This is a genomic window from Pseudoalteromonas umbrosa, from assembly GCF_030125375.1.
Taxonomy (GTDB): Bacteria; Pseudomonadota; Gammaproteobacteria; order Enterobacterales; family Alteromonadaceae; genus Pseudoalteromonas; species Pseudoalteromonas umbrosa.
The window spans coordinates 716281-728884 of sequence record NZ_JASJUU010000003.1; the positions used below are offsets into that span (position 1 = coordinate 716281).

At 40.8% G+C, this 12604-nt stretch carries 13 protein-coding genes; 5 read left to right on the top strand and 8 right to left on the bottom strand.

Annotation, left to right across the window (positions count from 1 at the left end):
* Positions 1 to 81: 81 nt before the first annotated feature.
* The 4 genes from QNM16_RS12995 to QNM16_RS13010 all read left to right on the top strand — a co-directional run bounded on the left by QNM16_RS12995 (position 82) and on the right by QNM16_RS13010 (position 2952).
* Complete coding sequence (locus tag QNM16_RS12995; protein ID WP_284020882.1) at positions 82 to 984, top strand: LysR family transcriptional regulator; 903 nt, start codon at positions 82 to 84, stop codon at positions 982 to 984.
* 148 nt (positions 985 to 1132) lie between these two features.
* Positions 1133 to 1657: a chalcone isomerase family protein gene (locus QNM16_RS13000; RefSeq protein ID WP_284020883.1), complete on the top strand. Its 525-nt coding sequence runs from the start codon at positions 1133 to 1135 to the stop codon at positions 1655 to 1657.
* Positions 1657 to 2220: a DUF3833 family protein gene (locus tag QNM16_RS13005; RefSeq protein ID WP_284020884.1), complete on the top strand. Its 564-nt coding sequence runs from the start codon at positions 1657 to 1659 to the stop codon at positions 2218 to 2220. The genes QNM16_RS13000 and QNM16_RS13005 overlap by 1 nt, the downstream gene beginning before the upstream one ends.
* Positions 2221 to 2400: 180 nt before the next feature.
* The gene (locus tag QNM16_RS13010; RefSeq protein ID WP_284020885.1) at positions 2401 to 2952 is read left to right on the top strand and encodes a metal-dependent hydrolase; all 552 of its coding nucleotides are present in this window, start codon (positions 2401 to 2403) and stop codon (positions 2950 to 2952) included.
* A 49-nt stretch (positions 2953 to 3001) separates the two neighbouring features.
* On the opposite strand, the gene QNM16_RS13015 is transcribed toward QNM16_RS13010, so the two are convergent.
* The 4 genes from QNM16_RS13015 to QNM16_RS13030 form a co-directional block, all read right to left on the bottom strand.
* Positions 3002 to 3319 carry a hypothetical protein gene (locus QNM16_RS13015; protein ID WP_284020886.1) on the bottom strand — a complete coding sequence of 106 codons (318 nt, stop codon included), beginning with the start codon at positions 3317 to 3319 and terminating at the stop codon, positions 3002 to 3004.
* A gap of 99 nt (positions 3320 to 3418) precedes the next feature.
* Positions 3419 to 4369, bottom strand: a complete 951-nt coding sequence (locus tag QNM16_RS13020) for a GlxA family transcriptional regulator (RefSeq protein ID WP_284020887.1) — start codon at positions 4367 to 4369, stop codon at positions 3419 to 3421.
* A gap of 103 nt (positions 4370 to 4472) precedes the next feature.
* The gene (locus tag QNM16_RS13025; RefSeq protein WP_284020888.1) at positions 4473 to 5009 is read right to left on the bottom strand and encodes an isochorismatase family protein; all 537 of its coding nucleotides are present in this window, start codon (positions 5007 to 5009) and stop codon (positions 4473 to 4475) included.
* Positions 5010 to 5490: 481 nt separating this feature from the next.
* Positions 5491 to 5658: a hypothetical protein gene (locus tag QNM16_RS13030; protein ID WP_284020889.1), complete on the bottom strand. Its 168-nt coding sequence runs from the start codon at positions 5656 to 5658 to the stop codon at positions 5491 to 5493.
* A 220-nt stretch (positions 5659 to 5878) separates the two neighbouring features.
* Here QNM16_RS13030 and QNM16_RS13035 point away from each other — a divergent pair, with 220 nt between their 5' ends.
* Positions 5879 to 6631, top strand: coding sequence for a substrate-binding periplasmic protein (locus QNM16_RS13035; protein ID WP_284020890.1), 753 nt, complete (start codon positions 5879 to 5881; stop codon positions 6629 to 6631).
* A gap of 30 nt (positions 6632 to 6661) precedes the next feature.
* Here QNM16_RS13035 and QNM16_RS13040 read toward each other — a convergent pair whose 3' ends face one another.
* The 4 genes from QNM16_RS13040 to QNM16_RS13055 all read right to left on the bottom strand — a co-directional run bounded on the left by QNM16_RS13040 (position 6662) and on the right by QNM16_RS13055 (position 12544).
* Positions 6662 to 8110, bottom strand: coding sequence for a dihydrolipoyl dehydrogenase (locus QNM16_RS13040; RefSeq protein WP_284020891.1), 1449 nt, complete (start codon positions 8108 to 8110; stop codon positions 6662 to 6664).
* A 67-nt stretch (positions 8111 to 8177) separates the two neighbouring features.
* On the bottom strand, positions 8178 to 8912 hold the full coding sequence (locus QNM16_RS13045) for a glutathione peroxidase (RefSeq protein ID WP_237138303.1): 735 nt from the start codon (positions 8910 to 8912) through the stop codon (positions 8178 to 8180).
* A gap of 247 nt (positions 8913 to 9159) precedes the next feature.
* Entirely contained in the window at positions 9160 to 11322 is a 2163-nt protein-coding gene (locus tag QNM16_RS13050; protein WP_284020892.1) for an ATP-binding protein, read from the bottom strand.
* A 241-nt stretch (positions 11323 to 11563) separates the two neighbouring features.
* The gene (locus tag QNM16_RS13055) at positions 11564 to 12544 is read right to left on the bottom strand and encodes a DUF4097 family beta strand repeat-containing protein (protein ID WP_284020893.1); all 981 of its coding nucleotides are present in this window, start codon (positions 12542 to 12544) and stop codon (positions 11564 to 11566) included.
* Between the last annotated feature and the right edge of the window lie 60 nt (positions 12545 to 12604).

Consider the following 12604-nt stretch of genomic DNA (forward strand, 5'->3'; position numbering starts at 1 on the left):
TGACTTAGTTGCTTATCAGTGTACTGTTAAGTTACACATGAATAAAGTGCATAGTTTGCACTTACCACATGCATGAATTACATGAGAAATATACCAAATATAGATTTAAACCTACTCAAACTATTTGTTGTTTTGTATCAAACTGGCTCAGTAACACAAACGGCTAGTATCTTACATATGAGTCAATCGGCATGTAGCCATGCACTTACTCGTCTTCGCACAAGTCTTAAAGATGAGCTGTTTGTCAGAGAGAACAATCAAATGTTGGCCACTGACTTTGCTAATAAATTGGCGGTAGATGTGTTACCTGCATTTGAAGCCATTACCTCAGGACTACAAGAAGCAAAACCATTTGACCCCTCGCAAGTGGAGCGTTTAACGCTTGCTGCAACTGATTACACAGCGTGGTGTTTAAAACCATTTTTAAGTGATTTGTTAAGCCTGTATAGCAACCTATCAGTACAGATAATTCAATTAGAAGAGCGGATCCCAGTTCAGGCATTAAAAGAGTGTAAGTTGGATCTGGTGTGTGGTTTTGAGCATCAACAAGAGACACTCGAAAGCCTAACGCAACTTAACTGGTTTGAAGGGGCTTATGTGACATTAAGCTGCAAGAGCCAAGCGTTACCCAAACAGTTGCCGCTGGAATTGTTTTTATCTAAGCCCCACGTGTTGATTGCACCTTGGAACGAAACGCGAGGTATTGTTGATCAAACGTTGGCGCAATCTAAAAAGTCCCGCAAGCTAGTATTGGCGACGCCACACATGCTCGCTACGCCCGCGCTTTTAACAAACACAGACTGGCTTCTGACATTGCCAGCTAAATATGCTGAACATGCCGCTAACATACATCATTTATCTGTTCATCAGCCGCCTGTTAACGTGCCAAATTATCGAGTGAAGCTATACTGGCATAAAACGCGACAGAAAGATCCTAAGTTACGTTGGTTTATATCGCAGTTTTGCCAATTCTATGATTTATAGACATTGTCTAACGAGTATTAAATACGTTTGAAAACATGTATTTGGTTATATTTTGCGAAAATGAAATGGTGGCAAATTATCTGAAGTTAAGTGAACAATCCTGACCATTATTGCGTATAAGCTGTTGAACATAAATGATGGATTAAAAATGAAACAGTTTAAAAATAGCCTACTGGCAATGCTGCTTATGGTAAGTGGAGTGGCCGTTAGTGATGATAACAACGGACTAGACTTAACAAAAGACATGACACAAGTTGGCCAAACGGCCCGTATGACGTACTTATTCTGGGATGTGTACGATATTAGCCTCTACTCCTCTTCCGGCAGCTATGACAGCCTAGCGCCTTTTGTACTTCAACTCACCTATTTAAGAGATTTAGATGGTGAAGAGATAGCAAAGCGCTCATTAGAAGAGATGCAGAAGCAAGGGTTCAATGATGAAGCGCTTGGTGCAAAATGGCTTTTGCAGATGAAACAAATTTTTCCTGATGTAACAGAAAACTATTCACTTTATGGTGTACGAGATGAAAACGGTACTACACGTTTTTATGACTCTGAAAAGTTACTCGGGGAAATTACAGATCAAAACTTTACTAAGTGGTTTTTTGATATCTGGTTGAGTGAAAAAACCACTGAGCCAAAAATGCGCTTGAAGTTACTAGGAGAAAAATAATGAAACTGGCTGTATTACTTTGCGCCTTAGTATTGTTATCGGCTTGTCGTAGCTCAGTACAAAGCGATGAATATCAAAACATGACACCAAACATTGATGTGTATGATTTCTTCGATGGGCAGGTCAATGCATGGGGCATTGTGCAAAATCGCAGTGGTGAGCTGGTACAGCGTTTTAAGGTTCGTATCGATGGCTCGGTTAATGATGTTGGTGAATTGGTCTTGGATGAGGCTTTCACTTACGGATACGGTGATGGTGTGAAACAGCGTGTCTGGACGATTAAAAATGGCAATAATGGGTTCACAGGTAATGCACCAGATATTGCAACGACCGCTGTCGGCACTTTATATGGTAATGCTCTGAGATGGCAATATGAGATGGATTTGCCTGTCGATGATACCACTTACCGAGTTGTGTTTGACGATTGGATGTGGGCCTTCGATAAGTGTACCTTGATGAATCGCTCTTACATTAAAAAGTTTGGTTTGGTGATGGCTGAAGTGACAATTTTCATGCAAAACACTGAAGTTAGCAAAGGCTGTACAGGGGCTTTACACCCATAACTAAGCCGTTTATCGTTTCATAAAGTGTGTATTTAGCCTGCACACTTTATACTATCTGCTAGTCTTTCCAACGCAAAATTGCCACACGTATATTCCGCATACATTCAGCGTAAATTTATCTTGTTCCATTTATATTCTGCTTCTTTCGTTGACTGTGTTACTTATGATTAGGATTATAAAATGGCGCCAGCAACGCATTTTTTATTGAGCTGGGCATTGTCTGCCACAGTTTTACAAAATCGGAGAAATCGTTTACTCGCTAGCCTCTCTGGGGTAGCCCCTGATCTAGATGGAATAGGACTCGTTGTCGATCTCATCTCCAATAAAACTAACTTGTATGGTAAATATCATCATGTAGTAGGACATAATTTAATTGCGGCATTGTTGATAGCATCAATATGTGCTTTGTTAGCAAAGTCGCATAAGGTGAGTATGTGGTGCCTGTCATTTATTTGTTTTCATTTACATATTATATGTGATGTGCTCGGTTCAAAAGGCCCTGACGGTTTTCAATGGCCTATTCAATACCTCTATCCTTTTACCACAGACTTTACTTTAATGTGGTCTGGGCAATGGGAATTAAATGCTTGGCAAAATCAACTGATAACTGTGTTGTTATTGCTGGTTTGCGTTTATATCAGCGCAACCAAGAAAATCTCATTTTTTGAGATATTTGGTCGCCGTATAAACGCTGAGGTGTTTAATATGTATGAAAAATACATAACAAGGTGACAGGTTCATATCACGGTTTTTTACGCATATGCACGGGCATGTCAGTAGACTAGAGTTTACCCTGCATGTAGGCGTCAATTTCTTCTGCCATATGTGATTCAATATCGTCTTCTAAGTCAGGCTTTGTCATATCATGCATTGATATAAACTTATTAGCTTGTTCGGTGCTAAGCAGTTTGTTTTTTACTCTATATTCCCACTCTGGTAGGGTCTTATCATATCTGGGCACAACACTCACTGTGGCGAACTGGTTCTGCCACGGAGAAGCGTTTTCTTGTTTGCAAAATGCTTCGATATGATCTTTACCCTGCGGTCCCATACAGCCCGGTTCTAATCGTAATTGTATATAGAGTAATAAGTCACTCATAAACACTCCAGCAGTATTAAATTCTTTGAGTTTAGACACTCCTAAAGATAATATAAATTTATCCTCAGATAAAGGTATTGATATGACGTATAAAGCGGGTTAAGCATCACTGTGCAGCTGACGAAATTGCTGAGGGCTCATATGAGTCGTTTGGGTAAATACACGCCTAAATTGGCGGCTGCTGGCATATCCGCAGTGCTGAGCGACAAGTTCAATACTATGGTTACTGCGCTTCAACAGTTGCTGAGCATGACCCACTTTAATATGCTGAAGGTACTCTCGCGGGGTTATACCTAAATGAATGGAAAATAAGCGGCTCAACTGTCTCTGCGATAAGCATGCTGCGTGGGCAAGTTGTGCCAAAGAGAAGTGTTTGTCGACGTTACTGCACACCATATCTTGTACTTTATGAACGCCGCGGTGCATATGATTACGATACTGAAGCCAGCTGCTGAGCTGAGGGTCTTGGCCAGTTCGACGGAAATAGACTAACATTTCTTGCGCTACTTGAGCACCGATATGCTCTGTGAACCGAGTACTAACAAAATAGATTGCCATATCGATCCCCGAGCTAATCCCTGCGCTGCTTATGATATTGCCATCTTCAACAAAAATTCTATTGTCTAATACTTGGCAGTTAGGAAAAGCGATGCGCATTTTATTGATGAGTTGGTAATGCGTTGTGCACGATTTGTTGGCTAATAAGCCTGCTTTTGCGGCAAGTATAGAGCCTGAACAAATTGTTAAAACTGTCTGCTTAGTGACAGTACTTTTCAGCCATTGAATGGTTTTATCAGCATCTTGTGTCGTATATGCAGAAAATGCATCATGGCAGCCCGGAAGCACAATGATATCATCGCAAGCTAATGCAGTGGGCAAAGGTTCTAGGTTATGCAGCTGTAGTCCGCCATCACAGTTAAGCTGTGTCGTCGCACTGATGTATTTTATTTCGAATTGTATGCCTAGGCGTTTGGTTTCTAAAAATACTTGCAATGGCCCTGCAAAATCCAAAGGCAGTGTATCTGCGAGTAATACAAAGTATATGGTCACGATTGAGTGCTACCTATAACTTGCCTAATGAAAAAGCATAGATATATTTTCATCAGGCAATATGATTCGTTTGAATTTTAAAAAAGTATACTATTTCACAGCATTAGTAATCACTAGGATCTTGAATGGAAGCAAAGCGCTTAGCAAGCACTAAATTGGTTCTGGCTTTAAGCTCCTCTGCTGGGTAGAGTTTATTAGTGATCGGACATTTCATGTCAAAGGTCAATGTGGCCTTGGTGACAAATTCAACATTAAAACCGAGATCGGAAGCGACCCTTGCTGTGGTTTCACAGCATTGCTCAGTCCTTATCCCTGAAATGACGAGGGTGTCGACTTTGTGTCGTATCAACCATGCTTCTAAACCTGTGTCAGTAAATGCATTGTGTACTGATTTATAAAATATCTTAGTAAAGTTATTGGGCAGAAAAGACATAGGTTTGACAAGACCAGAGACGGGATTAAACGGGCTGCTAGGCGCTTCATCACTATGTAACACTTTTAATATGGGTAAATTAGCCGTAGAAAAATGTTCAATGAGGCCAAGTACATTCTGTTGAAATTCTTCAAACCCCTTTTTTTGCCAATAGACTGTTTCATAAAAAGAGTCTTGGGTATCAATGATGATGAGTGCTTTATTCATATTTTTCTCCTATATCAATTGTTAGAACACTATAAAAGTTTGAAGCAAGCACGTAGATACTTTCCTTTGACATTAATAGGACATATTAAGACATGCAAATAAAGCATATATAGTTCTATGAGTGACCTTCTGCAATATGAAGGGGATTGTTTAACTCATGGGTGGGTAAATGTTATTGAAAGTATTAGGTATAGTTATAAACACTCAATTAAAAATTGAATCAAGTGTCGCGATCATTGCAGCGTACATGTCTGTATTCTGAGACTGTGTACTAATGTATTGTTAAATTTTGTCTTGGGCGTAACATATTCATTTTGACTATGTCGATTTGCCTTTTGGTTGATATAGATACGGTTGAGTTAATAATTCAAAAAAGTCAGGAGATACAATCGATAGCTCCTAACCGTTATAAACTCTGCTTTAAAGTATGGGTGAAATTATACTTTAATCTAAGTATATCTTTTGTATACAGCTCAGCTTTTTAGCATGTAATAAACGTACATACTTGTGTCGGCTCACAACCTGCTGTAGCCATTGGTGGCTCTGTTGGGTTGATACCGCCTCCAATCATTGGCGTTTGCTTATTATTAAGTGTACTTTTTGTTTTGTTGAGTGAGATAAGTGCATGTTTTTTAATTTTTAATCTCATGATAACTATCCTTTTATGCTTTTATATTCATAATTTAAATTATCACCTGTAATAATTTATGTAAACAGATTTTATTTGTGCAAATTAGCTTGATGGCAGGTGAGTACCTAGGCTTTGTCCATTGTGATTAATTGGGCATCTAGTTTTGATTTAAGCTGAAAAAATAGGCCTTACAAACCTCGTGAGAGCATCTACACTTTAAAGTGAAGCGAGGAAACATATGATGCCTAAGTTCGCGTTTTACATAATGGTGCTGTTGTTAGCGCAGTGCGCTGTTGCTAAAGGGCCTAACCTTGTTTGGTTCACAGAAGACTACCCGCCTTTTAATTATCATGTGAATGGCCAAGTTGAAGGTATTGCTATTCAAGCATTAAAGCTCGTTTATCGTGATTTAGGGTGGAAACTCGATGACAACGAGGTGATGTTATTGCCTTGGCCTCGAGCTTATCAAATGACATTATCCAATAACAACGCTTGCATATTTTCAATGACTTACACTGAAGAGCGAGCAAGGCTGTTTCAATTTATTGGTCCTACGATGGATAACCATGTGGCCATCATTGGTCACAAAGAAACAGATTATCATTTACCGAATCTAAGAAGCATTGGCGACTTAAAAATTGGGGTGGTAAAAAATGACATTGGTCATCAATTATTACGTCAGTTGGGAGTTGATAAAGAGAGCTTGGTATTTTTGGCATCCGGTTTTGAGCTGGTACAAATGTTAAAGCTAAAACGCATCGATCTTATCGCGTATGGTGACGTCATTGCGCGTTATCAGTTTAAGCGAGCAGGGATAAATCCGAAGCACTATCGTATTGTGATGCCGCTACGCTCTTCTTATTTGGGATTTGCTTGTAATAAAGCGATAGATAAGCGCATTATCGATAAAATGAATGATGCGTTGAAAGTGATCAGAGGCCGTCAGCCTGAAATTTTCGATCCAGAATATTTTTACAGCCAAACCGAGTGAGCTTTGCGCTCACTCGAGAATGTTTGTGACTTATGCACCAGGACCACACTCTAAGCAATGTTTGATAATGTCTGGACCGAACTTTAATTTCGCATTGACGTTACGAAGCGCTGTTCTAACACCTTCTTCAATAACTGGGTGGTAGAATGGCATATCCAACATTTGCGGTACCGTCATCTTATTTTGCACAGCCCAAGCAAGTAAATGTGCAATGTGCTCAGCAGCTGGCCCAATAAACTCAGCGCCTAAAAATAACCCAGTCCCCTGCTCTGCATAGACGCGCATGTGACCTTTATTTTTTAGCATCACGCGGCTGCGACCTTGGTTTTCGAAGCTAACTTCGCCGATTTCATAACAACCACACTCGCCGTAGTTAGCGGTCAATTGTGCATAATTATCGCCAACCATTCCTATTTGCGGATCGCTAAATACAGCAGCAATAGGTGTGCGGCGTAAACCATTTCTGATATCAGGATAGCGTCCCGCATTCACACCAGCAATCGTGCCTTGATCAGCGGCTTCATGTAGTAATGGAATTTGGTCGCTGGCATCGCCTGCAACAAATATGTGGCTATTCCCACATTGCATGGTATGCGGATCAGCAATCGGCACGCCATGGTCTTCCAGCTCTAAAGAGGTATTTTCCAGACCAAGTTGGTCCACATTCGGTACTCTACCGGTTGCAGCAAGTACGTAATCAAACTGCTCAGTTTGAGACTGACCTTGCCTGTCCACATAGGTTAATTGTGCTTTACCGTCTACGACTTTCATATCGGATACTTTTGCATCCGTATCGACATAAAACTCGTCAGCAAACACGGTATTGGCATAGTCTCTAATCACAGGATCTGTGAGTGGTCCAATATTACCGCCTACGCCGAATAATTTAACGTTTACACCGAGTCTATGCAGTGCTTGACCAAGCTCTAGGCCAATCACGCCAGGGCCAAATACAGCAACAGACTCCGGTAAATCTTGCCAATCAAAAACATCATCATTGATGATAAGCTTGTCACCAAATGCCAAAAATGGGGGGGGAATATTTGGTCTAGAACCGGTTGCCACAACAAAGCGCTTAGCTGTAACAATGGTGTGATCATCAATTTTCACGCGGTGGTTATCAAGAAACTTAGCGTGACCAATGATACGATCTTTAGCAGGCAATTCTTCTACAGCTTCAACAACAAATCCGACAAAGCGATCTCTTTCACTGCGTACACGGGCCATCACAGCTTTACCATCAATCTTTGCAGGTTCTGACATGACGCCAAACTGAGGTGCTTGTTCAACATGATGTGCTGCCTCTGCAGCGGCGATTAAAAGTTTACTAGGCATACAGCCTACTCGCGCGCACGTTGTACCATATTTACCGGACTCAATCATAAGCACGTTGGGTGTATATTGTTTTGCATTACGATAAGCACTTAGGCCAGCAGTACCTGCACCAATCACAACGACATCTGTTTCAAGCTGTTTCATTATTACCTCACTAAAGATTGGAAATGTGGTTTAAAGGGGCTGTCATGCCCCTTTACAGTGCTGTTATTTAGTTGTTTTCAAAGTAAGTAGTTAAATCATCTGAGCCGCCAATATGCGCGCCGCCAATGAATACCTGTGGTACTGTTTCACGTCCCGATAGTGCTTTTAGGCTGGTTAAGCTTGCTTGCTGGCCCAATACCAACTCTTCATAAGCTAGGCCTTTTTCACTTAATAGCGCTTTTGCTTTGGCACAGAAAGGACAGCCTGGTTTAGTAATAATTGAAACTGGTTCTGGCTTTTTCTGATTTGGGTTGATGTATTCAAGCATGGTATCTGCATCAGATACTTCAAACGGGTCGCCCGGTAAATCTGGTTCGATAAACATTTTCTCGATTACGCCGTCTTTAACTAACATTGCGTATCTCCAGCTACGCTTGCCAAAGCCAAGGTCACTTTTGTCTACCAGCATCCCCATGCCATCTGTGAACTCGCCATTGCCATCTGGGATAAGCGTTACATTTTCTGCTTCTTGGTCTTTTGCCCAAGCGTTCATGACAAAAGTATCATTTACAGACATACAAATAATGTCATCTACGCCATTTTGCTTGAACACATTTGCCAGCTCGTTGTAACGAGGTAAGTGTGTTGAAGAACATGTTGGTGTAAACGCACCTGGTAATGAAAACACGATGACAGTTTTGCCTTTGAATAACTCGTCAGATGTGATGTGTTGAAACTCTTCACCAACGCGAACTGGGAAAGTGACTGATGGTACGTTTTGGCCTTCAATATTGTTTAGCATTTTATATTCTCCTCGAAAGTTGATGGAGCTATTATGTCGCCGGAACGGTAATTTGTATATTTGATTGAATTAATCGAACTAATCAAAAAAATTGATTGGTTAATTTTGCTCTTCTCAAAATATAGACGTTAAATGACAAATTGATTAGGGGCGTATCCACTAAGGTACGTCTTTAATACAGAGAAGCGAAAAGCGGCCATTAAATTAAGACCGCAATCGAGAATAAGTGGATGGTGTTGAAATGGTATTAGGACTTGATTGGTAGGGTAAATTGGATCACTACTCCGCCTAAGTCACTGTGTTTTGCTTCAATACGGCCCTGATGTAACTCAATGATTTTCTCACAGATTGATAAACCGAGCCCAGAGCCACCCAAATCTCGGCTACGAGATTTATCACAGCGATAAAGTCGTTCGAATAGTCGCCTTAACGCCTCGCTACTAACACCCGGTGCACTGTCTTCAAAAGAACACACGACATCCTGCTCTTGCTGCTTAACGGTTATTTTGATTTGGCCCGGTTTGTCTGTGTAATGTACGCTGTTTCTTGCCAAGTTATTAAATACCTGATTGAGTCGGCTGATGTCACACTCAACTTTTGTAAGTTCTGATAACTGGTTGATGTAGATGACTTCTAAGTCCGTGGTATCAATAATGGGCGCGATGGCGATTGTAAGATCATCAAATAAAGCTTTTGCTTGGCATCGTTCAAATTCAAGACGTAGGTTGTTTGTATCCGCTTGGGCTAACTCATAAATATCTGCAATCAGCGTGTTAAGCATATCAAGTCTTCTTTGCAGCACTTTATACGTTGTCTTCGGGTCCTCGGTTAAATTGTATTCTAGGGCTTCAATATTCAGCTTGAGCACGGTTAAAGGCGTACGTAACTCATGAGATACATCTGCAAGCAATTGTTGTTTCAAGCTTAAGCTTTGATTGAGTAGTTCAGTCTCTTTTTCCATAACGCGACGGCGTTTTAAATGGTAGAGATAGAACAGTAAGAGAAAGTTCGTTAGCACGATGATGGCAGCGGCTAAGACAACCGTGCGCGTTTTGGTGTCTTGTTGAGATTTTGCAAGACCAGCTTGTAACTCGTTGACTTCAAGTCGTTTTAGGCCTATTTCACTATTAAGCTTCTTAGCTTCGAGGCGGGTGGTAACAGCTTGTTGGTTAATTGCTTCTTTAGCGGCGAAGGCGCGTTCTTGATAATGTAAGGCTTGCTCGAAGTCTGCTAGGTTTTTAAACGCCACAGCAAGGCTTTGCAATACGATGAGGTTATCTTCAGCACCGACTTTATCCAGTAAACTGGATAGGTGCACAATGGCCTCAGAGGGCTTCTCATGGGCCAGTGCCTCACCAAGATTGACGCTAAATTCATTGAACAGCGTTTTATTATCCTGCGGACTGAACTTATTTAAACTCTGTGTAATAAGCTTGATAGCTTTAGGATACTCAGCGTTAGCCAAGGCTATTTTTCCTTGCACAGCTTGTGCTCTGGCTAAGTTTTTCTCGTTTTTAACAATCTTGAATAGGTTACTCGCCTTGTCAATTGCAATACTCGCCGCTGTGAGATCTTTAAGCTCAATATATTGTTGTGCAATATGAAGCTGTGTCACCCCCATGTAGTTTTTATCGTCTAGTTTGGTATCTATTTCGTAAGATTTATTTAATGCATCAATGGCAGCTTGGTGGTCTGAAAGCTTTTCATAAATGCGCGCCAAACTGAAGTAGGTTGAAGAAATATGGGCAAGACTTATATCAGGTTCACCGAGCTGAAACTCGAGCTGTTGATTTAAAACATCGAGTGCTTTATCGAGCTGGTAGAAGTCTCTATATATTTTGGCTTCTGTACTTAACGCGGCACTGAATAAATGCGCATTATTAATTTTGTTTGCTGTATCTTTGGCCTGAAACACATGGGAGAGTGCTTGAAAATAGTCTTTTTGTTCTGACAGTACGTTAGCTAACATGCGGTGGGCATGGCTTAGCATTCTAATATCGTTTGATTGGGCAAACTGAGCAACGGCGTGCTCAAAGTGGTGCTTTGAATCTGTGTTATTGCCAAGCAAGATTGCCAAGTCCCCTGCCACCCAATGATATTTACCCAAAAAGTTAGTATTTGGAAACTGGGTCAAGTGAGCTGCAAGTTTTTCGAGTCGATCTTCAGCTTTACTGAATTGATTGGTTCTCACTAAATGCAATGCACTTCGATGTAAAACATATGTACGCTGCTCAGCAGTTAAAGCTGGATCTGCGAGTAAGAAGTGTGCATCTTCTAACAAGGCGATTCTGTCTTTGTTACCCTTTGCTTCTGACTGTGCTTTGTACTGTTCGAACTCTTCCAAGGAGTGCGCATGATGACTGTATGCCGCAAGTGACAATAAACACGTCGAGATAAAGACCTTAAACACAGAATTCCCATAGGTTTAAAAAGCAAGAGGACTATATTATGAAAACTGAGTAGGATGGGATATAGGTAATTATTATTAACAACGTTAGATTGCTATGCATTTTTTTCCAATAAGTGACGGCTTTAGCATAAGCACACGTTTTAATGGAGGGCTGCGTTTCTTCAGATCCACTTCTTTGTTAGGGCTGTGGCCTATTTTCTAGGCGCACAGCGATAAAAATTAATTTAGTTTTAGTAATTCATTATCTATCTAGGTTGAGGTTTAAAACCTGTGATACATTCGAAATTTTTACGTCACCAGAGCCATCTTCAGTTATTTCCAGCGAGTGGCTATCACTGACCGCAATATCACCAGAGTCATCTTCAATAGATACTTGGCCTTTTGCTTTTGTTACCCAAATATCACCAGAGCCGTCATCAATAGTAACATTACTTGCTATGTTAGAAATTTTTATATCACCCGATTCATCTTTGAGCGCGACCGATTGGCCTCCAATGATATCAATTTCACCAGAGCCATCTTCAAGTGTGATCTTACCAGTAATATTTCGTAGTTTGATATTACCAGAGTCATCCTCGATGAAGACAGATTGACCTGCGTTGATATTAATATCTCCAGACCCATCTTGAATATGAACGCCTTGTTTAGCATTGGTTAGAGTGATCTGCCCCGAACCGTCTTGAATACGGATATCTTTTGCTGCATTGGTAACAGTAATATGACCTGAGCCATCGTTAATATTGATTTCGCCATCGATATCGGCCAGTTCGATATAACCTGAGTTATCGTCTATGGTAATGCCTTTGACATTAGAGACTGAAATATCTCCAGAGCCATCATCTATATCAAGTAGCATATGTTGTGGCATTTGTACCTCTACACTAATTTGCGGACTTTTGCCTGAATACCAAGCCACACCTATGTATGCATCATGTTTGGCAATGAGTTTTGCTGTGTCGCCCTGCTTATCTAATGTGAGTGTGTAGCTTCTGTCGGGCGCTGTAATGATGTGTGCAGTGAGTGAGATAGACGTGGCGTCTTCTATGCCTTTGACAACAATATTGCCTGCACTGTTGTCTATCTTTAGTTCGGTTAGATCTGTTGAGGATAGAGAGAGTGTTTTTGTTTGTTCTATTAAATTGTCTTGAGCATGTCCGCTGACGTGTACTACGCAGCCACTTAGTAGTAAACCGGCGATTATAGGTGTAATTATTCTTTTCATCTTTATTAGTCTTATTCGATTTTGTTACTGATATTACAGCAAAGATGAGGCCACATTCGG

Bases quoted from the DNA above. Each gene is read 5' to 3' on its own strand.
- QNM16_RS12995 (WP_284020882.1), top strand. From the start codon at position 82: ATGAGAAATATACCAAATATAGATTTAAACCTACTCAAACTATTTGTT.
- QNM16_RS13000 (WP_284020883.1), top strand. From the start codon at position 1,133: ATGAAACAGTTTAAAAATAGCCTACTGGCAATGCTGCTTATGGTAAGT.
- QNM16_RS13005 (WP_284020884.1), top strand. From the start codon at position 1,657: ATGAAACTGGCTGTATTACTTTGCGCCTTAGTATTGTTATCGGCTTGT.
- QNM16_RS13010 (WP_284020885.1), top strand. From the start codon at position 2,401: ATGGCGCCAGCAACGCATTTTTTATTGAGCTGGGCATTGTCTGCCACA.
- QNM16_RS13015 (WP_284020886.1), bottom strand. From the start codon at position 3,319: ATGAGTGACTTATTACTCTATATACAATTACGATTAGAACCGGGCTGT.
- QNM16_RS13025 (WP_284020888.1), bottom strand. From the start codon at position 5,009: ATGAATAAAGCACTCATCATCATTGATACCCAAGACTCTTTTTATGAA.
- QNM16_RS13030 (WP_284020889.1), bottom strand. From the start codon at position 5,658: ATGAGATTAAAAATTAAAAAACATGCACTTATCTCACTCAACAAAACA.
- QNM16_RS13035 (WP_284020890.1), top strand. From the start codon at position 5,879: ATGATGCCTAAGTTCGCGTTTTACATAATGGTGCTGTTGTTAGCGCAG.
- QNM16_RS13040 (WP_284020891.1), bottom strand. From the start codon at position 8,110: ATGAAACAGCTTGAAACAGATGTCGTTGTGATTGGTGCAGGTACTGCT.
- QNM16_RS13045 (WP_237138303.1), bottom strand. From the start codon at position 8,912: ATGCTAAACAATATTGAAGGCCAAAACGTACCATCAGTCACTTTCCCA.
- QNM16_RS13055 (WP_284020893.1), bottom strand. From the start codon at position 12,544: ATGAAAAGAATAATTACACCTATAATCGCCGGTTTACTACTAAGTGGC.